The 24,816-nt window shown below is 32.1% G+C and carries 20 protein-coding genes and 1 tRNA gene; 6 read left to right on the top strand and 15 right to left on the bottom strand.

The genetic code is table 11. The annotated features are described in order from the left end of the window. Window positions 1-51 precede the first annotated feature (51 nt). The 7 genes from EYD46_RS08745 to EYD46_RS08715 all read right to left on the bottom strand — a co-directional run bounded on the left by EYD46_RS08745 (window position 52) and on the right by EYD46_RS08715 (window position 9,462). Window positions 52-1,263, bottom strand: coding sequence for a porin family protein (locus EYD46_RS08745; protein WP_130936690.1), 1,212 nt, complete (start codon window positions 1,261-1,263; stop codon window positions 52-54). Window positions 1,264-1,434: 171 nt separating this feature from the next. Beyond that, the gene (locus tag EYD46_RS08740) at window positions 1,435-1,965 is read right to left on the bottom strand and encodes an OmpH family outer membrane protein (RefSeq protein ID WP_130936689.1); all 531 of its coding nucleotides are present in this window, start codon (window positions 1,963-1,965) and stop codon (window positions 1,435-1,437) included. A 245-nt stretch (window positions 1,966-2,210) separates the two neighbouring features. Next, the gene (locus EYD46_RS08735; RefSeq protein WP_130936688.1) at window positions 2,211-3,050 is read right to left on the bottom strand and encodes a class I SAM-dependent methyltransferase; all 840 of its coding nucleotides are present in this window, start codon (window positions 3,048-3,050) and stop codon (window positions 2,211-2,213) included. Then, the gene (locus EYD46_RS08730) at window positions 3,037-3,597 is read right to left on the bottom strand and encodes a hypothetical protein (protein WP_130936687.1); all 561 of its coding nucleotides are present in this window, start codon (window positions 3,595-3,597) and stop codon (window positions 3,037-3,039) included. The genes EYD46_RS08735 and EYD46_RS08730 overlap by 14 nt, the downstream gene beginning before the upstream one ends. Window positions 3,598-3,638: 41 nt before the next feature. Then, on the bottom strand, window positions 3,639-5,510 hold the full coding sequence (gene mnmG, locus EYD46_RS08725; protein ID WP_130936686.1) for a tRNA uridine-5-carboxymethylaminomethyl(34) synthesis enzyme MnmG: 1,872 nt from the start codon (window positions 5,508-5,510) through the stop codon (window positions 3,639-3,641). Between the two features lie 78 nt (window positions 5,511-5,588). Then, complete coding sequence (gene ybeY, locus EYD46_RS08720) at window positions 5,589-6,005, bottom strand: rRNA maturation RNase YbeY (protein ID WP_130936685.1); 417 nt, start codon at window positions 6,003-6,005, stop codon at window positions 5,589-5,591. After that, the gene (locus EYD46_RS08715; protein ID WP_130936684.1) at window positions 5,998-9,462 is read right to left on the bottom strand and encodes a hypothetical protein; all 3,465 of its coding nucleotides are present in this window, start codon (window positions 9,460-9,462) and stop codon (window positions 5,998-6,000) included. The genes ybeY and EYD46_RS08715 overlap by 8 nt, the downstream gene beginning before the upstream one ends. A 319-nt stretch (window positions 9,463-9,781) precedes the next feature. Between EYD46_RS08715 and gltX the strand changes: the two genes are divergently transcribed. Both gltX and EYD46_RS08705 read left to right on the top strand, forming a co-directional pair. After that, window positions 9,782-11,293, top strand: coding sequence for a glutamate--tRNA ligase (gene gltX / locus EYD46_RS08710; RefSeq protein WP_130936683.1), 1,512 nt, complete (start codon window positions 9,782-9,784; stop codon window positions 11,291-11,293). A 16-nt stretch (window positions 11,294-11,309) separates the two neighbouring features. Beyond that, a complete protein-coding gene (locus EYD46_RS08705; protein WP_130936682.1) occupies window positions 11,310-11,846 on the top strand; it encodes a hypothetical protein in 537 nt (178 codons plus the stop codon). Here the strand turns inward: EYD46_RS08705 and EYD46_RS08700 are convergent. After that, on the bottom strand, window positions 11,843-12,526 hold the full coding sequence (locus tag EYD46_RS08700) for a hypothetical protein (protein ID WP_130936681.1): 684 nt from the start codon (window positions 12,524-12,526) through the stop codon (window positions 11,843-11,845). The genes EYD46_RS08705 and EYD46_RS08700 overlap by 4 nt on opposite strands. A 74-nt stretch (window positions 12,527-12,600) precedes the next feature. On the opposite strand from EYD46_RS08700, the gene EYD46_RS08695 reads away from it, so the two are divergent. Continuing rightward, complete coding sequence (locus EYD46_RS08695) at window positions 12,601-13,530, top strand: SPFH domain-containing protein (protein ID WP_130936680.1); 930 nt, start codon at window positions 12,601-12,603, stop codon at window positions 13,528-13,530. A gap of 82 nt (window positions 13,531-13,612) precedes the next feature. Here EYD46_RS08695 and EYD46_RS08690 read toward each other — a convergent pair whose 3' ends face one another. From EYD46_RS08690 to EYD46_RS08675, 4 genes are all read right to left on the bottom strand, one after another. Then, a complete protein-coding gene (locus EYD46_RS08690; RefSeq protein WP_229731313.1) occupies window positions 13,613-14,116 on the bottom strand; it encodes a hypothetical protein in 504 nt (167 codons plus the stop codon). Between the two features lie 63 nt (window positions 14,117-14,179). After that, window positions 14,180-15,331, bottom strand: coding sequence for a GNAT family N-acetyltransferase (locus tag EYD46_RS08685; RefSeq protein ID WP_130936679.1), 1,152 nt, complete (start codon window positions 15,329-15,331; stop codon window positions 14,180-14,182). 65 nt (window positions 15,332-15,396) lie between these two features. Then, complete coding sequence (locus EYD46_RS08680) at window positions 15,397-15,873, bottom strand: DUF1761 domain-containing protein (protein WP_130936678.1); 477 nt, start codon at window positions 15,871-15,873, stop codon at window positions 15,397-15,399. An 87-nt stretch (window positions 15,874-15,960) separates the two neighbouring features. Next, window positions 15,961-17,955: a glutamine--tRNA ligase/YqeY domain fusion protein gene (locus EYD46_RS08675; RefSeq protein WP_130936677.1), complete on the bottom strand. Its 1,995-nt coding sequence runs from the start codon at window positions 17,953-17,955 to the stop codon at window positions 15,961-15,963. A 140-nt stretch (window positions 17,956-18,095) separates the two neighbouring features. Between EYD46_RS08675 and EYD46_RS08670 the strand changes: the two genes are divergently transcribed. The 3 genes from EYD46_RS08670 to EYD46_RS08660 all read left to right on the top strand — a co-directional run bounded on the left by EYD46_RS08670 (window position 18,096) and on the right by EYD46_RS08660 (window position 18,862). Beyond that, entirely contained in the window at window positions 18,096-18,305 is a 210-nt protein-coding gene (locus EYD46_RS08670) for a zinc ribbon domain-containing protein (RefSeq protein WP_130936676.1), read from the top strand. Beyond that, window positions 18,306-18,668: a dihydroneopterin aldolase gene (folB, locus tag EYD46_RS08665; protein ID WP_130936675.1), complete on the top strand. Its 363-nt coding sequence runs from the start codon at window positions 18,306-18,308 to the stop codon at window positions 18,666-18,668. A gap of 122 nt (window positions 18,669-18,790) precedes the next feature. Beyond that, a tRNA-Cys gene (locus EYD46_RS08660) sits at window positions 18,791-18,862 on the top strand. A 91-nt stretch (window positions 18,863-18,953) separates the two neighbouring features. On the opposite strand, the gene EYD46_RS08655 is transcribed toward EYD46_RS08660, so the two are convergent. The 3 genes from EYD46_RS08655 to EYD46_RS08645 all read right to left on the bottom strand — a co-directional run bounded on the left by EYD46_RS08655 (window position 18,954) and on the right by EYD46_RS08645 (window position 24,749). Next, window positions 18,954-19,649 carry a LysE family translocator gene (locus EYD46_RS08655; protein WP_130936674.1) on the bottom strand — a complete coding sequence of 232 codons (696 nt, stop codon included), beginning with the start codon at window positions 19,647-19,649 and terminating at the stop codon, window positions 18,954-18,956. 103 nt (window positions 19,650-19,752) lie between these two features. Then, complete coding sequence (locus EYD46_RS08650) at window positions 19,753-21,252, bottom strand: T9SS type A sorting domain-containing protein (RefSeq protein ID WP_130936673.1); 1,500 nt, start codon at window positions 21,250-21,252, stop codon at window positions 19,753-19,755. 200 nt (window positions 21,253-21,452) lie between these two features. Next, the gene (locus EYD46_RS08645; protein ID WP_130936672.1) at window positions 21,453-24,749 is read right to left on the bottom strand and encodes a VCBS repeat-containing protein; all 3,297 of its coding nucleotides are present in this window, start codon (window positions 24,747-24,749) and stop codon (window positions 21,453-21,455) included. Window positions 24,750-24,816 lie beyond the last annotated feature (67 nt).

The following is a 24,816-nucleotide window of genomic DNA, read 5'->3' as shown; positions in this document are numbered from 1 at the left end:
AGGGTTTTATAAATTTTATTGTATTTGTTTTATGTAAACTTATATTGTTATTTAAAATAAAGTATAACCAACGATAACCGCAAAAATACTTAACTTAGAGTTCCAAGAACCTTCTGTAGCAATAAGATTTTTTGAAAATGAATACCTTGCTTCTATGCTGTACTTATTTTTAGTTTTAAAACCTCCACCCAAAGCATAATCTACTCCACTTGCTACATCAAATTTGTTAACAACTGTCCCATTAGATCTCGTTATCGTTAGGGAGGAATCAAAGCTAGTATCAACAATTATAGATGCATTAATAAAAAAACTGTTATTCTCATTTAAAAAGAAATAATGACGCAGACTAACTGGGAATTCTATTGATTTATAGTCAACACGTCCAGTTACCAATAGGCTATTAGATGGAATTGTCTTTTCTGATTTATAAGAACTGAACGTAGGTTCTAAAACTATGCCCCATTTATTGGTATTAAACGGAAGTATATATTCCAACTCCACACCCATTCTAAAGCTTGTTTCATTATCAAAACGCATAGATTTCCATATAATTAAAGAATTACTGACCTCAAAACTTTGTTGATTAATTCCGGGCCTTAGGGTTATATTAAGCTTTCCTTTTGCATTTTTCTGTTTGTAAATCGTATAATTAGAATTTTTATCTGCATTGTATTGTTCAAACAATGTTATTAAGTCCTTTTTTTCATAATCTATTTTCTTATAGTTGTGTTCAGATAATCCTGATACTTTTATATTATCCCATAGCTGCCCTTTATAACTATTGTTTTCTTTTATTTGGTCATCATCGGTTACATAACTTTTAAATACCAATTGCTTTACACCATCATCTGTCTTATAGAAATACCTGTATAGATCTTTATCTCCATACGAATATAGCGTAGCATTGCCCTCTACTAACACCTTTAAAAAAAGAGTTTCTTCATTAAAAACTGGATTTATTTGGTTAGACATTTCACTAACTTTTTCACTTGAGCGATCAATCATTACCTTATGCCTTTCAAATTTTACGGTATTACCAATAGCAAATTCTTTAACTTCAGTAATAGTTTTTATTTCTAAAGATCCTTCTAATTGAGTTTTATATTTAAATTGAGTAGGGCTATCTAACCAGCCAATGTTTTGTATATAACAAGTTGTTTTATTATTTGAGTTATCGATAAAATAACCTGATTCTAATGATTTTTGCCCGTAAGAGTTAATCGAAAAAGCAACTAAAAACAATAAGAATAAACACCTAGTCATAGTATAGTTTTGTTAGTTTAAACAAAACTATAAAATAAGTATTGTATTACAGCCATATTACGAAAAATAAAATAATTAGGGCAAATATATAAACCATACAGTAATTATTTTCACGCACAAAAAAAGCCAACATGTAGTTGGCTTTCAATGTTTTAAGCAATTAAATACTATTTACTCCTTTTTATATTCTGCATTTAAAGCATCAATAATAGTTTGAGTTAAATCTGTTTGGTCTTCTCCATATATTACAGATGAGGCACCATCGCTAGTACCTAAAATAAAAGTATACTGATTCTTTTTACCATAGTCTTTAATGAAATTTTTAATTTTTACAATTAAAGAATCACTTTCGTCTTGAACTGCTTTTGCAAGTTGTTGTTGCTCAAATTGCATTTCTTGTTGCAACAATTGCTGTTTTTTTTGCAAGCCTAACATTATTTCTTCTGCTTGTTTTCTTTTATTTCTTTGTGCTAATTTTTGTGCTTCTAATTGTTCTTTTTGTGCTTCTATCTGAAAAGCTTGACTAACACTATCTGTTTTTTTCTTAAAAGCATCTTCTTTAGATTTATACTTTGCTTCTAAATCTTTGGCCTTTTGATAATCTTTAACAATAATACCATTATCTACATAACCAATTTTATTTGGCTTTTGGCATGATGCTAAAACTAGCAATGTTATAAGCGCATAAAATATATTTTTCATTTTTTTAGTTTTTGGTTTAAATCTATTTTTCAGAGTCGCACAAATGTAATAAAGTATGCGAAAAAGAAAACTGAAATTGGTTTGAATTTAACTTATAAACAAAAATTATTATTGAATTTAAATTCAATAATAATTTTCTATACAAAACGAATTCAAATAAAGCGTTTTAAGAGGTTTTAAAAAACTTGATTAGCATATTTGTGTCTCAATCATTAAATAGCCAGAAAACCTGATTAGAATTATAATTAGCTGTTTTTGATAATATAAATCAAGGAAGAAACTTCTTTTGAGCCTAATGCCTTAATATTAGATAGTAGTCCTACGAAAAAACCTTTGATTGGATTCATTTTCCCAGACTTGTATTTTTCTGAAAGCATACTCACATAAAATGCATCAAACCACATCGGACTAATTTTTTTAACTTGAAAATTGAATTTAGAAACTAAATTAGACATTGAGTTTCTATTGAAATGCCAAAGATGTCTTGGAACATCATACGCAGCCCAAAATTGTTTGTAATACTTCGCATCATAACTTTTATAGTTTGGTACTGCTATGATTAATATACCTTTTGGTTTAAGTAAATTTTTAAAAAGAGTTAGGTGATCTTCTAAATTTGGTAAATGTTCCAAAACATGCCAAAGTGTAATCACATCAAAACTATTTGAGTCAAACTTTAAAAGTTGTTCGATATCATAAACAGAATTGTTGGTTTTCTTATTAGCTATTCTTCTCGCCTGCGCATTTGGTTCAACTCCAAAAACATTCCAATTATTTTCTTTGGCGGTTTGTAAAAAGTCGCCTGTACCACAACCAACGTCTAGTATTTTTTTTTCTTCAGAAGTAAAAGAAGTAATTAAGCGTAACTTCTTTTTTAAAGAAACTGTTCTTACTAAATGATATACTTTTTCAAATACATTTCTTTGTGAATCAGTATGAGAAATATAATCTTCGCTCTTGTAATATTCAGGTAATTTTTTCTCTGAGGGTTGTGGTGTGGTTTCTAAAAAACCATACTTTGAATTTTCTATCAATTGAAATTCTTCTCCAGAAACAGAGTGGTCTTTTACTTTAATGTGCATCATTATATAAATTAATAGCTTTTAAATAATTCAATGCACCAGCTTCTGTTTGGTCATGAATAAAATCTTTTATTTCTGGATGATACATTTTTATCCAGCTTAAAAGCTTCTCTCTATTTCTAACAAAAATAGTATCGTTAAACTTAACATATTCTTTAATCTCAATATTAGAAATCTTATTGTTTTTAAAACGAATTATTTGATTAAACACTATTGGAGATTCGTTTAAAAAAAGAACTCTCATATTTGTTTGTGATACTTTTGCCTTCACAACACCGTTAGTAACTTTCTCAACTTTAAGAACTCTATATTTTGGTTTAAAAACAGCGTCCCATTTTAATAACTCTATATATTCTTCTTTTGAAAAAACTTTCTCATAATTAATTTCAGTAGTAAATAAACTATCGGCCAAAATGTTTTTTGCTGCGGAAAAATTAGAACTATTTAGAATAGTATAATACTGATTTGATAAATCAATTTCCTTACTATTTTCTTCGCAAGAGAAAACGATTAGGAAAACTAATAATAATTTAATAATACTCTTTTTCACAGAAACACAATACCCAATGTTCCACGTGGAACATCATTAATTTACCTACCCATATAAACTAACAATACAGAAATATCATTAGGAGATACACCACTGATTCTTGATGCTTGAGATACTGTTGCAGGCTGAATCTTTTTAAGTTTTTCTCTCGCTTCAAAGCTCATAGATTTAATCTGAGAATAATCAAAATTCTCAGGTATTTTTACATACTCTAATCTATTTAACTTATCTGCATTATTCTTTTCCTTGGCAATATATCCGGCATATTTAACTTGAATTTCTGTTTGATCAATTACTTCTCTATCCAAATTATTATCCTGAATATATCTTTCAACAGACTCTACTTTCCTGACATCTTCCATCTCAATATTTGGTCTTGCAAAAATCTTAAACAGCTTTCCAGATTGCTTTACTGGAGATGATTTTTTAGATTCTAAGATAGGATTTATCTTATCGGGTTTCACACTTTGGTTTTCAAAAAAGGAAACAAACTTTTCTGCAGCTTTGTGTTTTTCCTCCATACGTTTTAAACGTTTTTCAGAAGCTAAGCCTAACTGATACCCTTTTGGCGTTAATCTTAAATCCGCATTATCTTGTCGCAACAATGTTCTATATTCAGCTCTAGATGTGAACATACGATATGGTTCTTCAGTTCCTTTTGTAATTAAGTCATCAACTAAAACACCTATGTATGCTTCATCTCTTTTTAATGTAAAAGCATCTTTCTCCTGAACTTTTAAACTAGCATTTATTCCAGCCATTAATCCTTGAGATGCTGCTTCCTCATAACCTGTAGTCCCGTTAATTTGTCCTGCAAAATACAAACCTTCTACAAGCTTAGTTTCTAAAGTATGCTTTAATTGCGTTGGTGGAAAATAATCATATTCTATTGCATAACCAGGCCTAAAGAATTTTACATTTTCAAAACCAACAACAGAACGTAATGCTTTAAACTGAACATCTTCTGGAAGTGATGTAGAAAAACCATTTACATAAACTTCAACTGTATTCCACCCTTCTGGTTCAATAAATAATTGATGTCTATCCTTATCAGCAAATCGGTTGATTTTATCTTCTATAGACGGACAATATCTTGGCCCTAAACTTTTAATTCTTCCGTTAAACATTGGCGACCTATCAAAACCTTCGCGTAACACATCATGTACTTCTGGACTAGTATAAGACATGTGACAAGAACGCTGTTTAGTTAATGGCTTTGTAATATCTAAATAAGAGAACTTTTCAGGATTATCATCCCCAGGTTGTACTGTCATTTTTGAATAATCTAACGACCTACCGTCTACTCTAGGCGGTGTTCCTGTTTTCATTCTCCCAGAATCAAAACCCAAATCCACCAACTGTTCAGTAATACCTGTTGCTGCCTTTTCTCCTGCTCTACCTCCTCCAAAGTTTTTATCTCCAATATGAATTAAGCCATTAAGAAATGTGCCATTGGTAAGCACCACAGTTTTAGATTTTATTTCTATTCCTAAAGATGTTTTTACTCCTACAACCTTATCTTTTTCAATCAATAATCCAGACACCATTTCTTGATAAAAATCTAGATTAGGAGTTTGCTCTAACAACAACCTCCAGTCTTCAGCAAAACGCATTCTATCACTTTGCACTCTAGGACTCCACATTGCAGGTCCTTTAGATTTGTTCAACATTTTAAATTGAATAGCAGAAGTATCAGATACGATGCCGCTATAACCTCCTAGTGCATCAATTTCACGAACGATTTGCCCTTTTGCAATACCACCCATAGCAGGATTACAAGACATTTGAGCTATGTTTTGCAAATTCATTGTCACTAAAAGTGTTTTGCTTCCCATATTAGCTGCTGCTGCTGCTGCTTCGCTTCCTGCATGCCCAGCGCCTACAACAATAACATCATAATGTTCGTTAAACATAATATATTTCTTTATCAATCATTATGTTCCACGTGGAACATCTTTTGGATTTTGGTTTGCAAATATACATTGAAATCTTTAATTCAACTCAAGTAAAGAAAGGTAATGGTTTTCCTTATCCCTCATAACTTTAGCCTCACTGTCTGTTTTATCTTTATAACCACAATAGTGCAACACGCCATGTATAATAACACGCTGTAGTTCCTCATCAAAAGAAACACCGTAATCTTTAGCATTATCTGACACACGTTCAATAGAAATAAAGATATCTCCTTGTATTATTTTTCCTATAGAATAATCAAAACTTATGATGTCCGTTAGCGTATCATGATTAAGAAATTCTACATTTAATTTGTGTAAATAATCATCGTCACAGAATACATAGTTTATTTCTTCAAGCTTACATCCTTCAGATGAAATAGTCTCTATAATCCAATTCGAAATAACTTCTTTATTGCCTAAATTAAAATTTGTTTCGTAGTTGAAGTTAATCATTAGCTTGTTTAAAATATTGCTGCACTTTCTTTTTGTAAACTTGCTGCAAAGGTAAAGCTTGTCTGTTTAATATTTCTGTAGTTTGAAAATATTGCTTTGCGGTTGGAATTTGACTATTAGAATTGTTATCGAATTCGCTATTATTTGTTTCAGATTCTCGCTTATTATTTTCTCCTTGTTGAAAGGTAGCGTTCTCCATTTTCAACAACTGATGCTTTAAATTAGTCATTTTTTGAAGCGTTTCATTAGTGAAGCCTTTATTCAATAAGTCCAATTCAATATCTTCCATTTGTTTTGATAACTTATCTCCAATACCGCCTTTGCCTTTTCCTTCTTTCTCTAATTGTTTATTTAGAGCTTCTCTAAGTTGCTGTTGCTTTTGATAAATTTCATAAAGCAGCCCTTCTTCATCAAAACTAGAGCCTTCTCCTTCTCCTCCAGTTTGCTCTCCATTCTGCCCTTCTTTATTTCCTTTTTTCTTACCTTTTTGTCCTTTTTCTCCCTCTTTACCATCTTCTCCTTCTTTCTGTCCTTTACCTTTTTGTTTGCCTTCTCCTTCTTTAGGTTTACCCTTTTCTCCCTTCTTCATACCTTGTTGCATCATTTTATTGAGCTGCTCTTGGTTCATAATAATATCTGGCAATTGCATATCGCCTTGACCTCCTTGCCCCATAGACATACTCATATTTTCCTGCATATTGTCTAAAATATCGCTTAACATATCAGCCAAATTATTAGTTGCAGTGATAGCAAATTGCTGGTTAGAAACACCTTGATATATTTGACTTTCGGCTAAACGCTCTAAGGCTTTATCAATATTAAAATACACTTCTGAAATTTCCTTATTGATGTCTTCAGACATTTTAGGGTTTCTTAAAGACAGTGCAAACAAACTATCATCTATATGCTCAAAATGTTCCTTAAGATAGTTCTGTCTTTTTAAATAAGATGCATACTTGTTATGATTAACATCTATAGATTTAAACTGATCCATTAACGCCTCTTCATCAAATGAAAACAATACTAAATTGTCTAAAATCTGTCGTAGCATTTCTATATCTTCTTGCATTTGCTCTCCACTCATAGATTGCATAGCACCCTGCATACTACCACTCATTTCTTTCATTTTTTGAGCTGCTTTCTTCTGGCTTTTTTGTGCGTTTTGATGCTTTTGTTTTTGTTGTTTATCAGAAGATTGCTGTTTATCATTTTTCTCGCCTTGTTCTTGCTGCTCTTCTTTCTCTAAAGATTCTTTTTGTTCTAATTCTTCTGAAGCTTTTTGCTGCTCATCATGTACCTCTTGCTCGTCCAATTTATCTCTTGGAATATCAATTGGTTTTTTTAATGCTTTACTTTCTTTTTCTAATTCCTCAATTTGTTTTTGAAAATCATCAAACTTATCATTTATTGCATCCTGCTTCTCTTTAGTATTTTCTTTTTCTGAAGTTTTAGACAATTCTTCTTGCTCTTTAGATAACTCGTTTAAATCATCAGCAAGTTTCTCCAACTTTTTCTCAACATAAAACCGTTTGGTCAATTCTAATAACTGCTCTAAGCTTCGCTTTTTATTCTTATTCTGTTTTGCAACTTCATCCAGTTTTTTAATCAGCTCTTCATTATTAATTTTTTCTTGTAATTTCTCTAACTCTTCAAGTAATTTTTCATTCTTTTTGAGCTGTTCCTCATTCTCATCTAAACGCTTTTTTAAATCTTCCTTAAACGCATCTTCTTTCTGCTCATCTTTCTGAAACTCTTCAAGATTATCTTTTAATTTCTTATTGAAGTTTTTAATCATATCATCTTGCTGTTTCTGACGCTTAAAAAATGATGCTAACTTCTTTTTATCATTAAAATTTAAATTCTTTTTTTCTTTACCAGTTTTGGTTAACTCCTCTAAACGCTTTTCTTGCTCCTCAAATGTTTTGAGCGATTTATTTAAATCTTTTATAGTTTCCCCCTGTTCTTCAAGTTGCTTTTCCTTTTCCTCATCAGCAGTACGCTTACGATAGGTAAATACTGTGCTTTTCTTATGCTTAAATTTATTAACCTTATCATTATCAAATATCTGAAAATACAATTGATACGGAATACCCGATTCTATCTCTAAATTATCAGGAAAAGCTGTAATAAAATCTTGCACGTTAGATGATGTAATAGTGAGTTCTTTTATCTTCTTATTGCTCTCATTATCATAAGGATAATACACCAATTGCAATTTGCTCAAACCATAATCATCACTTACCTGCCCATAAAAATATAAGGTTTGCAAATCCAAACTATCTATTTTCATTTGCACATTTAGTTCTGGGAACTCATCCTTTACCACATCAATAGAAAAGGATAAATTCTCATAATCCTTTAAATTCTTATTGCTAGTGCTTAGCGTATAAGCATAATTTTTGTATAAGTTTTTAGACACTTCAAAAACTCCAACTTTATCAGAAATAAAACCTAGTGTATCCTTAGAATACAAAAACACCTCGTCTGTAGATTTGGTCTGCAATTGCCACGTTACTTTTGTACCCTCTGGCACCATAGCGTTGCCGGTACTTTTTAAAACTTCGTCTCGTTTTTTAGTGTGATTTGGGTAATCTAAAACCATCTTAAAACTCAATAGTGACGGCACCTCAACTATTTCTAATTTATAAGGTTTAGAATTTACCTCATTAGCAGATAAGTTAAACGTTATAGGCTGTAGTGGTTGAGAAAATACATACTCAAACTCTCCAACACCTGTTTGTTGTAAAAAATACGTTTCGTCATTATAAGTTATTTGAGCATTTTCAGGAGCTACATCTCCTGCTGTTTTTACCTTCAGCTTAAAATCTTCGCCTTCAATAGCGCTTAAATTTTCATTAACAACAAAAAACTGAAATGGCGCTGGTGGTTCATAAGCTGTTTTATAATCTAAAACACGCTTGTAGCTATCGCTAAACCAATTAAAGTTACCTGTAACATACACCAGCAATAAAATAGCAATAGGAATGATAGCGTATTTAAAATAAGACAAATTCTGTTTGAAATTAATGGCCAGCTTAAACGGAATAGGATTCAATTCAACTGACTTCTGCTCTATACTAGCCAATAATAATTCAGACTGCTCATTACGCTCTTTAAGTTGGATAACATTTAACAACTTATCATCCACCTCAGGAAAATGTCGTCCAATTATCTTAGCAGCCTTTTCGTAATTAATTCCTTTTTTTAATTTAAATAATTTTGCCAGTGGTACAGCAACAAATCTAAAAAGCAACCCTAACTCTACAGCAATAAATAACCAAAACAATACCGTTCTTGCAGTAGTATTTAGCCATAAAAAATGTTCTATAAGAAGTGTAATTAAAAAATACAACAAGCCAATGGCAAAAAACAAAATACCACCCTTCAACAATTCGTTGGTGTGATATCGTTTTATAAACCGCTCTAATTTCTGCTGTATATTTGTAAAATTATCCATGATTTGGGGATAAATACTAGGCTTTCAAGCCTATTAAACTACTAAACTACAATTTTATTTTCTACTTCAATTTAATCCCCTCGTTAAAATACTCCTAATATCAGGTTTTGGGCGCTCCCCTGTGGGTCAGGCTTTCCGCTAATAGTTTTGGCTCGATGCTCACCTCGCCAAAAGCTGCCGCTGCAATCCTTAGCGCACCTATCCGCCAGCATAGTTACAAAAACACAAGTCTTACCCTTTCTATTAAAGTTCTGAGCGCTTCACTTTGTCTTTATTCAGTACTGCTCTATCTTTGCCTCAGTTTTAAAACACATAAAACATGACCAAAAACGTTCGTGTGCGTTTTGCACCAAGCCCAACAGGACCCTTACATATAGGAGGTGTTCGTACTGCTTTATTCAACTATTTATTTGCTAAAAAACACAACGGCACCTTTATTCTACGCATTGAGGACACTGACCAAAATAGATATGTAGAAGGTGCAGAGCAATACATTGTTGATGCCCTAAATTGGTGTGGTATGCCAGCAGACGAAAGTCCTGTAAACCTAGGAAATTATGGGCCATATCGCCAAAGCGAACGTAAAGAGATTTATAAGAAATATGCAGAAGAGCTTATTGCTTCAGGAAACGCTTATTACGCGTTTGATACTGCCGAAACTCTAGATTTCCATAGAAAAGATCATGAAGCAAAAGGCAAAACTTTTATCTATAATTGGCACAACCGTTTAAAACTAAAAAACGCTTTATCGCTTTCTGCTGATGAAGTAAATGCAAAATTAGAAGCAGGCGAAGATTATGTGATTCGCTTTAAATCGCCACAAGACGAAACGCTACATTTAAAAGATAGTATTCGTGGAGATATTAAAATTGATACCAATATTTTAGATGATAAAGTATTATTTAAAAGTGATGGGATGCCCACCTATCACCTTGCCAATATTGTAGATGATCATTTGATGGAAATCTCACATGTAATACGTGGTGAAGAATGGTTACCTAGCTTAGCATTACATTACCAACTATATACAGCATTTGGTTGGGAAGCACCAGAATTTGCACACTTACCTTTAATTTTAAAACCAACAGGTAAAGGTAAATTAAGCAAGCGTGATGGCGACAAATTGGGATTTCCTGTATTTCCTTTAGAATGGAAAGACCCAAAAACAGAGGAAGTATCAAGAGGTTACAAAGAAGATGGTTATTTCCCTGAAGCAATGGTAAACTTTTTAGCGTTTTTAGGATGGAATCCAGGGACAGAACAAGAGATTTTTAGTTTAGAAGAATTGATAAACTCATTCGATTTAGAGCGTGTTAATAAATCTGGAGCACGTTTCGATCCTGATAAAATCAAGTGGTTTAACCATCATTATATGCAAGAGCAAACTAATGATAAATTATCAGAAGCATTTAAAGCCTTAAGACCCGAATTGTCCGATATTGATGTAAACTATATAGAAATGGTAATTGCATTAGTAAAAGAACGCGCTACTTTTATTTCAGATTTCTGGGACTTAAGTCATTTCTTTTTTACTGCTCCAACTTCTTATGACGAAAAAGCATCAAAAAAAGCGTTTAAGGAAGGTACAAAGGATATTTTAAAAGAAGTTGTTTCTATTGTGAATTCCACCGAAGATTTTTCTGTAGAGAGCCTTCAAACCAATATTAAAGGTTGGATTACAACAAACAATATTGGTTTTGGAAAAGTAATGATGCCACTACGTTTGGCTTTAGTAGGAGCTTTACAAGGTCCTGATGTGTTTGATATTATGTTTATGATTGGGAAGTTGGAGAGTGTTTCACGGATTGAAAGAGTAATAGATATTTTATAGATTAAAAAAGCATAAAATGAAAACAGTACTAATTATTTTAGCTTTATTCTCATTCTCTTTTCTTAATGCTCAATATTCAAAAGGGAAAATCTATTTGAAAGATGAAACATCCTTAGAAGGCTTTGTACAAATAAAAGATATGCAAATTGTAAGTTTTAAGATCAACAGAAAAGACACACCTGTTGAATATAATCATGAAACTATTAATAGTGTTCATGTAAATAATACCAAATATGAATATGTAAAAAGTAAAAATTTTGATACACCTAAACTTTTGAGCGAAATGATTCAGGGTAAAATAAAACTATATAGTTTCATTACTTTTAGTACTGGCGGATATTCATCTAATGGTATTTCATCTGGACCTCAACGAATCCCTTACTATTACATCTCGGTAAAAGATAGCCTTATAAGTGTTGGTTCAAAGTTTAATAAAAAGCAAATAACTGTTTTTAATGATTGTCCTTCTCTAGTAAAAAAAATTAAGACGAAGGAATTTAAGAAATGGGATATTTACGATATCGTTGAGTTCTACAACGAAGATTGTAATTAAAACGACACTATCGCCCCTAAAACTAACATATTCTGATTGCCTTTAAAACGAGCGCTGCCTCCAGTAGTATCTAACCCTTCATTTTCCAACTTATTCAAAATATTGGTAAAGCCATATATGTATTGCGCTTTCAGCTTAAAGTTTCTAACACCTAAAGATGCTCCTACTACTCCGTTAAAATTAAATTGCGAAATAGTTGTGATGTCCTCAGCAGTTAAATTGGCATAATTATTTATAAAATACCCTTCTTGATCTTTGTTTTTAAATTCCAATTTTCCATTGTACTGTAACATAGGGCCAACATCAATTGAAAAGTGATTTTTAATGGCTTTAATATGCAGTAACATAGCCACTTGGGCTGCAAACATTTTGTAATTTATAAACTCATTCTCAGTACTAGTTAAACTAGGTCTCCCAAGAATATCAATATTGTTTTCTGATAATTGCATGCCAAAACTAATGTTATACCAACGTAAGGGAATATCAACCGTAGCACTCATACCACCCAGAAAACCATCGCCTTGTGACGTTACAAAATTATCTGTAGTAATCTCAAATTTTGTAATCCCTCCAAAAACCGAAAAGCCGTTAGTAATTGGATACCTACCTTTTTGTGCATGGTTTGTTGTAACAAAACATAGCGTAACTGCTACTAATAAAACGTAAGTATTAATTTTCATAGTATATAGGGTTTAATGCTCAAATATAACGTAAATTAGTAATCCGATATTTTTAACCATTAAAAAACACTGATATGAACTTCTTTTTGATTCCTATTATCGTTCTGGGATTAATTATTTTAATCTCATCATTCTTTATTGTAAAACAACAAACTGCTGCCGTTATTGAACGTTTTGGGCGCTTCCAGAGTATTCGTCACTCAGGTCTTCAATTAAAGATTCCGTTAGTAGATAGAATTGCAGGTAAACTAAGTTTAAAAATTCAACAACTAGATGTAATTATCGAAACTAAGACTTTGGATGATGTATTTGTGCGTTTAAAAGTATCTGTACAATATAAAGTAATTAGAGACAAAGTTTATGATGCTTTCTATAAATTAGATTATCCGCATGATCAAATTACCAGTTATGTATTTGATGTAGTACGTGCCGAAGTTCCAAAAATGAAATTAGATGATGTATTTGTTAAAAAAGACGATATAGCAATTGCAGTAAAAGCAGAACTTAACGATGCTATGCTAGATTATGGATACGATATTATAAAAACGCTTGTAACAGACATTGATCCAGACGCCCAAGTAAAAGAAGCTATGAACCGAATTAATGCTTCTGAACGTGAAAAAATAGCAGCACAATTTGAAGGAGATGCACAACGTATTTTAATAGTTGAAAAGGCTAAAGCAGAAGCAGAAAGTAAACGTTTGCAAGGACAAGGAATTGCAGATCAGCGTCGTGAAATAGCACGTGGTTTAGAAGAGTCTGTAGAGGTTTTAAATCGTGTTGGTATTAACAGTCAAGAGGCTTCTGCGCTTATAGTTGTAACGCAACATTATGATACGTTACAGTCTCTAGGAGAGGAAACCAATAGCAACTTAATTTTATTGCCTAATGCACCTCAGGCAGGAAGCAATATGCTAAACGATATGGTGGCAAGTTTTACTGCTAGTAATCAAATTGGAGAAGCTATGAAAAATGCTAAAAATAATCCTCCAAAGGAAAAATAACCTATCATTGAAGGTAAAAAGAAGGGTCTATAATATTATAGACCCTTCTTTTATGTATAACTACACTGAAGATTATTAATGTTTATGCCTTCTTGAATTGAATTTTTTCCTCTTTAGGCGCTTCATCCTCCACTTCTTTATTTAAGTTACCCGGAAACGTTAAAGACGTACTTGTAAATGTAGTGCCAAAGTTAATATTGGCATAATATACTTGGCTTACTGCATCCTTAACTTGATGCTCTGATAATTCTTTTAAGGGATGGATAAAAACTGACCATAATACGCCATCAGATACAGCATATTTTACATCTAGAGCCGTATGAAAATTTGCAACCAATGCCGCTTTTATCAATTCATCATTTAAACTATTAGAGTCGGCTATTGGCGAGATAATGCGCATTCTATTATGATTAGTATCTGTAATAGAAATAATAGGCACTTCTTTAATAAAAAATTGCCAGCCCCCGGGGTTGCCATTAATAGAATCGCTAACAGATGTGTAAATTTCTTGTAGTTTTTCGTTGTTCATATTTTGACTCATACCTAATAATGGAATAAGTAAAAAGAGAAAAGCTAATTTTTTCATAATAAGTGTGTTTAAGTCTTCAGTCGAAAAATCCTATAAAACCTTATATTTTCAGCTAAACTTTTAACTAAATGGGTGTCTTTCTTCCCAATTTTTTGTAGGGTTCATAAATCGGAAAACTTGTTTTAAAATGCTATTTAATATAGTATTGGTGTGCTTTAAATACATAACCATTGCTTTTGGTTTTGCCCCAACTGAACTTTTAATCTCCATAGCAGTCCTTGCATATACAACAGTCTCAAAACGCGATTCAATACCAAATTTTGCCATATCGTAAAGCATATTTAAGTATAACTGATTAGGGTATTGATGTTTAGAATTATATCCCAGAAAGTAGGTTTCCAATTGCTTATTATTCAATATTAAAGTATAAAAACCAACGAGCTCATCTTTTAAATAATACCCAAAAACTTTAAAATTGTCTTTTAATTTAAGTTTATATTGATAAAAATGATTTTCTGGTAAAATAAAAGTATTAAACTTTGCATTATTTGAAACGTTTAGATACAACTCGTGAAGTAATTTAGAGTTTTCTTTAATCGTTTCTAAGTCTAATTCTTTACAAACAATACTATTTAGCTTCTTTTTAGCACGTTTATAACGCCTGCGATATTTTTTATTCATACAGGAAATATAGTCTCCGTTTTCGCACCAATCCTTCCTGATATCCATAATCATATTGGGTTGTACAGTTGCTTTATGGAGCTTATTTTCTTTGAAAAAAGCACTATCTGTAAGTACATCATCAGTAAAAAAATCTTTTACTAAAATTAGTCTTACTGTCTTACGTGTTTCAGATTTTATAATGGACTGTATCTTAGAAACACCTTTAAATACTTCAGCATAAAACATATCAACTGAAATGGCATTAAAATCAAAATAAAGTGCATGTTGTCCTGTATGTGTTAAATTACCAACTACCAAAATATTACCCTTTAATACTTTGGAAATAATATCTTTAAAAAGCGTCTTTATACAAGATACTTTTGTATCCCGAAACATATCTTTTAAATACAGTTGTACACGTTGAATAAGAGCAAAGCCAATAAGTGTTTCATTTTTAAAAACACCTATATAAAAGCACTGAATATTATGAGGAGAAGCTTCTTCTAAAGCCTGTAAATAAGCCCGTTGTAAAAGAATATCATCAACGGTTAAAATATCCCATTCTTTTGGGACATCTGTTATACTTCTATAAATTTGATATCGTATCAATACAAAAAAGAAAAGACTGAAAATTAAACATCTTCAGTCCTTAAATATGTTAAAAGTTTACAAAATTATACCCATCCAGATATGATTGACCCCATAATTGCTAATACCACAACCCAATACCCTGCATTAATTAGTGTAAGTTTAAAAGGTTTGCGTTCAAACAAATTGATAATCGCTAAAAGAGGAAAAACAAACATTAAACCTGCCATGGCTCCATGTATTGCACCATGACCAAAGCTTCTATATTTTCCAGCCCATTCTGCTAAAAAGGCTTGAACAGTTTCTCCTTCTAATTGCCCCTCTGTCATACCATAAACACCCATTTCATGAATAACCAAAAACTGAGTGAAAAAAGCAAGAATAATGGCTAATAGTAGAGAAACACCAAAAATAACTGGCATATTACCAGATTGTATTTTCTCTTCTGTCATCCCTGATGCTTTCATCCAAGCATTTTGAAATAACATAGGTCCGTACCATAAAAAACCAAGAATCATCGGTACTAAAGCTGCAACCAAAATTGCGATAAAATTAAACTCCATGACTTAAAAAAATTTTATAGTTAGTACTTAAATATAACTAAAAAATAAATGGAACACTTATTTTATCGTATTTTGGGTACTAAAATGTCACAATAACACCGCTTCAGCAATCAATAAATCGTTTTTATCTTCCTTTGCTTTTGATAGAAAATCTTCTACAGCTTGATTGCGCTCAAAACCATTGTTAAGCATCACATTTAAAACTAAAGTAACTGCTATTCTAGTACCTGCCTTTTTAACCGCAGTATTAAATAGTGGTTCTACTTCATCATAAGAAACTTCTTTTGCTAAATCAAGAATTTCAGAACGTACTTTTAATCGTTTTTCTTCAGGTAAATTGGTGTATTTTTTACCCAATTGTTTTATAATATCTATTGCTTTTCTTTTAGGTTGATTCCCTTTTGGTTTCTGAGTTTGATTATTGGGTTGTGAAGGTTTTTTCTTTGCCCAAGTATCACGTAAACCCACCGTTTTATTGAATACCAAACCCTCTGTGGAAGCATCATCGTCCACATTAAAATAGCCTAATCTTTGGAATTGATATCTATCTCCTACCTGCGCTTCTTTTAAACTTGGTTCTACATAAACCTGAATAGTTTTTAAGGAATTAGGATTTAAAAACTCCATAAAGTCTTTGTCTTGGTGGCTATCTGGTGCTTCATCCATAAACAATCTATCATATTCTCTAACCTCTGCTTTTATAGCATGAGCAATAGACACCCAATGTAACGTGCCTTTTACTTTCTTTGAAGTATCTGTAGAATAAGTACAATGTATTTCCGTGACTTCTCCATTTGCGGCTTTTATCACACTTTCAGCTTTAATGATATAGGCATTTTTTAAACGTACCTCTCCTCCTAATTTTAATCTGAAAAACTTATTACTCGCTTCTTCTTTAAAATCTTCTTTTTCGATATATAATTCTCTAGAAAAAGGTACTTTTCTATAACCTGCACTTTCATCTTCTTGATTATTCTCTGCATCCAACCATTCTACCTTATCTTCTGGATAATTGGTAATTACTAACTTTACGGGATTTAAAACTGCCATTACACGTGGTGCAGTTTTGTTTAAATCCTCACGAATACAAAACTCTAAAAGAGATACATCTATAACATTGTCTCGCTTTGCTACTCCAACGGTTTCTACAAATTTCCGTAATGCATTGGGCGTATAGCCTCTTCGTCTTAAACCAGAAATTGTCGGCATTCTTGGGTCATCCCATCCATTTACAATACCATCTTCTACCAACTTGAGTAACTTACGCTTACTCATAATGGTATAACTTAGGTTTAAACGGGCAAATTCACGCTGCTTTGGTCTTAACTTATTCGGATCTACTACTTGATCTAAAAACCAATCATAAAGCTCCCTATGAGGCTTAAATTCTAAGGAGCATAATGAATGAGAAATTTGTTCTATATAATCACTTTCGCCATGGGTCCAATCATACATAGGGTAAATACACCAATCATTTCCCGTTCTATGGTGCTCTTTTTTTACTACACGATACATAATAGGGTCGCGCATCAACATATTTGTATGTTGCATATCAATTTTAGCGCGTAAAATATGCTCGCCTTCATTAAACTCGCCATTTTTCATACGATCAAACAGTTCTAGATTTTCTTCTACTGTTCTATTTCTATATGGGCTATCAACTCCAGGTTCTGTGGGTGTACCTTTTTGTTCTGCCATAGCTTTGCTTGACTGAGAGTCTACATAGGCTTTACCCTCTTTAATCATCATAATAGCCCAATCGTACAACTGCTGAAAGTAATCTGAAGAAAATAAAACCTTATCCCATTGATACCCCAACCAAGCAATATCACGTTTTATAGCATCTACATACTCTTGTTCTTCTTTAGCGGGATTTGTATCGTCAAACCTAAGGTTTACAGGTGCATTGTAATATTCGCCTAAACCAAAACTAATACCAATAGCTTTGGTATGACCTATATGTAGATACCCATTTGGCTCTGGTGGAAATCTAAAACGTAAATTGTCCTTTGCCATTCCATTTGCCAAATCTTCTTCTATTATTTGCTCAATAAAATTGAGTGATTTTCTTTCTTCTGACATACTTATTCGTGTTTCAACCAAATAAGCTTCAAAATTACACAAATTCATACTATTTTAATCTATTAACGGCTAACTAAGCGTAACAAAATTTAATTATTATGTACTTATGATTATATCTCATAAATTTTAAACCTTAAAAAATGAAAAATATAAACTATGTTTGTCCTAAATGTTCAAATACGACTTATGAAGTAAGTGAAATGCGTGCTACAGGTGGTACTTTATCTAAAATTTTTGATGTACAGAATAAAAAGTTTACATCTATAACTTGTTCAAACTGTACTTATACCGAATTTTACAAAACCAAAACAAGTGCTTTGAGTAATATTTTTGATTTATTTACAAACTAAATGGGTATAATTAAAGTAGAAAATATAAGAGTCTTTTCTTATCACGGTTGTTTAGAAGAAGAAACAAAAATTGGTAGTGACTACAGAGTAGATATAGAAGTAAAAGCCGATTTACAAAAGTCCGCCAAAACGGATGAACTTACTGATACCGTAGATTACGTATTCTTAAACAATGTTATAAAGCAAGAAATGGCTATACCTTCTAAACTATTAGAAACTGTTGCAAAACGTATATTAAATCGTATTTTTTCTGAAGATACTATGGTAAAAAAAGCTACCATAAGTATTAGTAAATTAAACCCTCCTATTGGAGGTGATGTTGAAAGTGTAACGATAAAAATGACTGATAAACGTAAAAAGTGATTTTATGTAAGTAAAAGTCGCATTTTTTTTTACATTTGCAGCATTAATTTTCAAGCTCTTATTACAAGTGAGAATTTCAAAGGTTTATCAAATATTTTGATATTTCCCTTTTACTTTAATAGGGCGTCGTGGCCGAGTGGCTTAGGCACAGGTCTGCAAAACCTGCTACAGCGGTTCGATTCCGCTCGACGCCTCTAAATTGTTTAAATTAAGCTTTCAGGTTTACTCTGGGAGCTTTTTATTTTTAATGATTTTATAGTGTGGGATAGGGGGTAGGCTTTTAGCTTATTTAGAAAATCTCTCTTTTATTGGATTAATTTTTTCAAGTTGCTCTTTAATGATTTCCTTTTCTTTTGGAAAAAACCCTTGAACTAGTAATAATATTCCAAAACTAAAAATGACTAAAGCAACCACTTTTTTTGTTTTAAAAATAAGCCTGGGTGTTAATTTACTCTTAAGTTGTTTAGCTACTACTATTTTTAATAGATCCACCAAAAAATATACTACCAATATTGTTGAAAGAAAAACAATTACACCATCGTTTGATTGGGTTAATGTGTTACCTAAAACTATAAAAGCTACCCAACCCAATAAAACACCAATATTTATAAAGTTTAAGAGAAACCCTTTAAGAAATAATTTTCCATACCCTTTTTTTATTTCAACCTTATGATATTCTCTAACAATTGCGCGAAAAGACTTAGATGTTTTTACAAATGAAATTAATCCATAAGCTACTAAAAGTACACCGCCAAAAACTAAAAAATTTGGATCGTCCTTGATTTTATCTAACAGCTTGTTTGTACTAAAAAAAGCAACAATAATGAATAAAACATCTGCTAAAATTACACCTAAATCAAAAATTAACGCACTCTTAAACCCTTTAGTTGCACTAGTTTCAAGAAGTACAAAAAAAACTGGTCCTATTGTAAAGGCTAAAATTATACCAAAAGGAATCGCTGCAATTATATCATCAAACATGTAAAGACTAATCTTTAAACAAAGAAAAGAAATAAATGCATAAACAAAAAGAGACGCTTTTAATTAAAAGCGCCTCTTAAAACAAACTAAACTTTGCAATTACTTATTGCTTAATCAACCTAATATTATCTATTCCAGATAATGTTTCTATTTGAGCAAAATAAATACCTGACTTTAAGCCAGAGCTACTTATTGTAGCTTCACTACTATTTGGCGTTAGTGCTAGTACTTGCTTTCCTAGCACATCATACACTCTAATAGTTTCTATTTGGGTATTTTGACCTTTCACAGTCCAAATATCTTGTGTTGGATTGGGATAAGCTTTAAATGATGTATTAGAGAAATCCTCTGAACTTAATACTATATTATTGTGAAAATATAAGTTATCAAAATAAAATGGACCCGTAGCAGAGCCGTCATCACCAGCTACTTGAACAATCACTTGCTGAATCTGGTCTCTAGCGTACGTTGGATTACCATCAAAATTATCAAATTCAACATCCATTTCATGCCATGTATTTGGTGCTAAAGCTGTTACATCAAAGTTCTTTTGTATGTTAGTTCCATCTGAGTATTGAGCTATAACAATAAATACAGTACCAGCAGCTGTCGGATTTCCTTCAAAGTAAAAATCAATATGCATATTACTCATTAATGATAAATCTAGAAACTGAGGGGTAACACCAAAGTATTGATACTGTAAACCAGAACCATTATCTGGTGTTGTTACCGATTGAATTGTATTTCCTGCTAAATCTAGCTCTGTTACAACTGCTCCTCCAAATGTTTGAAAACCATCTGTAGGTGCTTGAGCATAAGTATTACTGTAAACAGAGATAACATTTGCTGCTGATCTATTAGGTGGTGTAGTAGGTGCTGCTGATGGAGGGTTAGGACATGCTGCACAATTAGGTCCACCACAATCTATCTGGGTTTCTCCGTTATTTAATATGCCATCACTACATGTTTCTGGCCTTGCAGATGCTACTCCATTAATATTATCATAATAACGTGTTGTAGCTGGGCAGGCTTCTGATGGCGCACCAAAAGGGTTACAAGACCAAGAACCTGCGCCACTACCAGAATCATTAGCATCCCATAAGTTAAAAATAAATAACCTCCCGTAGATTCCTTGACCTGTACTTTGACCGTCTTGGGGGTCATTGAAATCAAAGGTTAACGTTTCCCATCCATTACCAGTGTGAATTGCATCAGCAGCAGTATCTGCAACTGTTGTACCATCTGTGCTTGATACTACACCATCTGTTGCTCTTACCAATACATCAAATGCTACTGTAGAATACACATCTATGGTCATTGTTGTAGCTGTACCTGGTGTTAAATCTAAATAATCGCCTTGTAAAGTCAACTCTGCTTGTTGCCAAGGGTCACCAGCATTTCCTGTAATAAACTCTAAAACAGTAGTTGATTCGTTTCCTGATCCCATACTTGAATCAGGATTCGCTACTATATTTGCAGCGGTACCTGTTGTTGCATTTGCAACTGCTAATGGAGGAGCAGCTCCTTCAAAAGTTTCTAAATCTGATTGCCCATATCCAATAGATACAAGCAATAGACTTAGTAGTAAAGTAATTTTTTTCATGTCTTATAAATAATTAGTTATTGTGCATACAAGTAAGTGATAAATATTGAATATCAGCCTATTAACCACCTATACAAAAACTATACAGTTACAAAAAAAGGTTTTTGTAACTTTTTACAAATTGATATAAGTTATTGATTTTCAGTGTTTTGAAAATTTAAGACAAAAAAGCACTAGATATAATAAACTATACAGTTGTTTCAATCTTTAAATTCGAAGAGACTGGGTTGAGTATTGTTGTTAGTTACAATAATTAATGGTCTATTTAATTTTTCTATGTGAGTAATGTTTCTACTATCATGCGGTACATAAAATCCGCTTTCTTTAGGAGGTATGAAGTTAAAGGTATTGTCTCCATTTCCTAAAAGAATAGCTCCAAAACCTGCATCATAACGTGTGGTTTCTACCTCAACTCCATAATGATTTCCTGCTACAATGATATCTTTATTACCATCTCTATTAATATCTAATACCATAGTAGATTTCATAGGCGAGACCTGAACATCATTAGGTAGTGCTTTTTTAAGAAGTTTACCATTATTATTAATAAGTATAATGCTTTCAAAATTTTTGATTTCATAAATGACTGCATCATTTAGTCTATCTTCTGGCAATATGTCAACAAGTTTAGATGAAGCAAAACTGTGATAATTTTCAAATTTCTCAGCAACGTAGGGCATTTGTTGGCTTGTACATTCTCTTCCACGAACAGGTACGTAATCATCTTTATAGAATTTGGCTAAAACGACATCATTTGTTCCGTTATTGTCAAAATCATTAGCGTAAACTTTAAAAGGGTGCTCCTCGGATGCTTTGAATTTGTTATTCTTACCAAGGTTACCTATTATATAATCGTCGTCTCCATCATTATCCAAATCGCTTGCTGTAATAGACCACCAAATGCCTCTAGAATCTTTAAGTCCGTAGGATTCTGATACATCCTCAAACTTCCCATCATTATTAGATAATGCTTTTATCTCCATCCATTCTCCTACAATTAATAAATCTTGATCATTATCATTATCTATATCTGAAAAAACTGCATCAGTAACCATTCCTATATTAGATAATGCAGGCGCAATTTCTTTTGAAGCTTCAGTAAATTTTCCGTTAGTATTGATAAGTATATAACTTGAAGCAGGATAAGGATAAGACTTTGGAACTAAACGTGTTCCAACAAATATATCTAAATCTCCGTCGTTATCTATATCAGAAGTTTTAACTACTTGAGTACTTTCTCTAATATCTGGAAGTAAACCATTACTTAAAGAAAATACTCCATTGCCGTCGTTAATATATAATCGGTCTTTTAGTAAGCGATTACCTCTGTTATACTCACTACCACCGCTTGCAACATATAAATCTAAGTCTTTATCGTTATCAAAATCAAAAAATAAAGCCCCTAAATCTTCTGATTTATAATCTTCTTTCCAAGGTTGTGACGAACTTTTTACAAAATTACCATCAGCATTTTGAAGGTAGAGTACACCACTTTGTCCCATAGCCCCTCCAAAAAACACATCCTCTAAACCATCATTGTTCACATCGCCTTTCTCTGAGAAAGGACCATTTTGTGAAATATTATGAGGTAGTAAAACTTCTTCGTTAAATTCATCAAATATGTTTTCCGTATGTGAAAAATCAATTCCTAAATTCTCGCCTGTAACTTTGGTTAATAATGTTTTATTTTCAACTTTTTTATTTCTAATAACTTTGGCTTCACTTATTTTTGCTACTAACACTTGATTAGCCTCTACATAACTAAAAATATTATGTTTCCCGTTAGGCCATATTACTTCTACTTTTTCTACTTGAGTTTCTTTTCCAAGTCCAAAAAATATACCGTGTTCTACAGATGAAATAAAACCTCTTGTTACCGTATTTTCAACTATTTGCTTATCATTATTGTAATATATTATTGCTTTTGCACCAATTCCAAATTTATTTTTTTCCGTCCCTTCAAGTTTAATTTTTAGAAAATTACCATTGGTCCTATTTTCATATATAAAAGCTGGTGCATCAATATTATTAGTTATAATATCTAAATCGCCGTCATTATCCAAGTCGCCATAAGCCATACCATTAGAAAAACTTGGTGTATCAAAACCCCATGCTTTTGAAACCTTTTCAAATTGAAGATTTCCCTTATTTCTAAATGCATAATTGGAAACTGGTTGAGAAGGTGTTTCCTTACTTAGTTTAAATAACTCTTCTGCTGTAGTGCCTTTGGGTAAGTTTCGTGCTCTATTTCTTGAGTCGTTATTATCTACGTCTCTTTTTATACCGTTAGCAATAATTATATCTTTCCATCCATCATTATCCAAATCAGCTATCAAGCTAGCCCAACTCCAATCTGTATAAGCAATACCAGCCATATTAGCAATATCAGAGTACACTCCCATTCCTGTATTTATTTGAAGGGTGTTGGTCATATATTGGCGATGTGCACCTGCATCAACCATTTTATAGAATGCTTCTGTACTCATAGATGCCATGTTAGTTTTAGATCTGTAATGATCTTCAGGAGTCATATCAGTTGTTAACAAATCTATTAATCCATCGTTATTAATATCTCCTGTATCTGAACCCATACTATATTGGGTAATATGCTTTAGTTTATCATGAATTACGTTTGTAAATGTGCCATCCCCATTATTATAGTACATAAAATCGGGCTCTGCATAATCATTGGCTACGTACAAATCCATCCATCCATCGTTATTAAAATCGGTAGCATTAACACTTAAACCATAGGCTACATCTCTTGAAATCCCAACCTTTTGAGATACATCTACAAATTTCCCATTATTATTTCTGTATAATCTATCTCTAAAATATTTAAACTGTTCTCTTGGTATTTTATTAATAAGAAGTAGTTTTTTATCTGCAAGTTGATTTACTTGATACATATCTAAATCACCATCATTATCCATATCAAAAAATACAGCTTGTGTAGAAAATCCAACATCAGCAAGACCGTATTTAATAGCCGACTCGGTAAACGTTAAATCTTTGTTGTTAATGTATAATTGATTTCTGCGATCTGATGGGTTTGCTGATGTACCATTCCGGCTTACATAAATATCTAAATATCCGTCAGCATTTACATCTGCCATAGTAACACCCCAAGTCCACCCATTATTACTTGCTACCTTTGATTTTTTTGTAATATTTTGAAATTTGAAATTTCCTTTATTTAGATATAACCGATCTTCAACTTGATTTCCTCCAAAAAACACATCTGGTAAGCCATCATTATTTACATCTCCTATTGCTACTCCAGAGCCAACGTAAATTTGATTATAGAAATAATGATTGAATGTTTTAGTTTCTTTTATTGAATTATTAAAATCTATTCCTGTTATATCTTGCGATAATAATTCGAATCCACCTTTAAGCGTCTCAGGGTGTAAATCTCTTATTGGCTTTTTACATGAAAAAAGGACAGCTAAACATAGAATTAGTGTAACTTTAAAATTAAAATATCCTTGTACCATAGATTTATCTTTTAGTTATACTTCAAATTACATTGACCATTTCTAAATTAACCAAATTTAATTGAAA

The organism is Hyunsoonleella pacifica (assembly GCF_004310335.1).
Classification (GTDB): Bacteria; Bacteroidota; Bacteroidia; order Flavobacteriales; family Flavobacteriaceae; genus Jejuia; species Jejuia pacifica.
Note: the sequence above shows the minus strand (reverse complement) of the source record. Positions and strands in the feature narration are given on the sequence as shown.

What these genes read in the sequence shown, in the direction of transcription:
- folB (WP_130936675.1), top strand. Translation starts at nt 18,306, where the DNA reads ATGGGTATAATTAAAGTAGAAAATATAAGAGTCTTTTCTTATCACGGT.
- EYD46_RS08715 (WP_130936684.1), bottom strand. Translation starts at nt 9,462, where the DNA reads ATGGATAATTTTACAAATATACAGCAGAAATTAGAGCGGTTTATAAAA.
- EYD46_RS08695 (WP_130936680.1), top strand. Translation starts at nt 12,601, where the DNA reads ATGAACTTCTTTTTGATTCCTATTATCGTTCTGGGATTAATTATTTTA.
- EYD46_RS08645 (WP_130936672.1), bottom strand. Translation starts at nt 24,749, where the DNA reads ATGGTACAAGGATATTTTAATTTTAAAGTTACACTAATTCTATGTTTA.
- EYD46_RS08705 (WP_130936682.1), top strand. Translation starts at nt 11,310, where the DNA reads ATGAAAACAGTACTAATTATTTTAGCTTTATTCTCATTCTCTTTTCTT.
- EYD46_RS08745 (WP_130936690.1), bottom strand. Translation starts at nt 1,263, where the DNA reads ATGACTAGGTGTTTATTCTTATTGTTTTTAGTTGCTTTTTCGATTAAC.
- EYD46_RS08690 (WP_229731313.1), bottom strand. Translation starts at nt 14,116, where the DNA reads ATGAAAAAATTAGCTTTTCTCTTTTTACTTATTCCATTATTAGGTATG.
- EYD46_RS08680 (WP_130936678.1), bottom strand. Translation starts at nt 15,873, where the DNA reads ATGGAGTTTAATTTTATCGCAATTTTGGTTGCAGCTTTAGTACCGATG.
- gltX (WP_130936683.1), top strand. Translation starts at nt 9,782, where the DNA reads ATGACCAAAAACGTTCGTGTGCGTTTTGCACCAAGCCCAACAGGACCC.
- EYD46_RS08675 (WP_130936677.1), bottom strand. Translation starts at nt 17,955, where the DNA reads ATGTCAGAAGAAAGAAAATCACTCAATTTTATTGAGCAAATAATAGAA.
- EYD46_RS08735 (WP_130936688.1), bottom strand. Translation starts at nt 3,050, where the DNA reads ATGATGCACATTAAAGTAAAAGACCACTCTGTTTCTGGAGAAGAATTT.
- EYD46_RS08650 (WP_130936673.1), bottom strand. Translation starts at nt 21,252, where the DNA reads ATGAAAAAAATTACTTTACTACTAAGTCTATTGCTTGTATCTATTGGA.
- EYD46_RS08670 (WP_130936676.1), top strand. Translation starts at nt 18,096, where the DNA reads ATGAAAAATATAAACTATGTTTGTCCTAAATGTTCAAATACGACTTAT.
- EYD46_RS08740 (WP_130936689.1), bottom strand. Translation starts at nt 1,965, where the DNA reads ATGAAAAATATATTTTATGCGCTTATAACATTGCTAGTTTTAGCATCA.
- EYD46_RS08700 (WP_130936681.1), bottom strand. Translation starts at nt 12,526, where the DNA reads ATGAAAATTAATACTTACGTTTTATTAGTAGCAGTTACGCTATGTTTT.
- EYD46_RS08655 (WP_130936674.1), bottom strand. Translation starts at nt 19,649, where the DNA reads ATGTTTGATGATATAATTGCAGCGATTCCTTTTGGTATAATTTTAGCC.
- mnmG (WP_130936686.1), bottom strand. Translation starts at nt 5,510, where the DNA reads ATGTTTAACGAACATTATGATGTTATTGTTGTAGGCGCTGGGCATGCA.
- ybeY (WP_130936685.1), bottom strand. Translation starts at nt 6,005, where the DNA reads ATGATTAACTTCAACTACGAAACAAATTTTAATTTAGGCAATAAAGAA.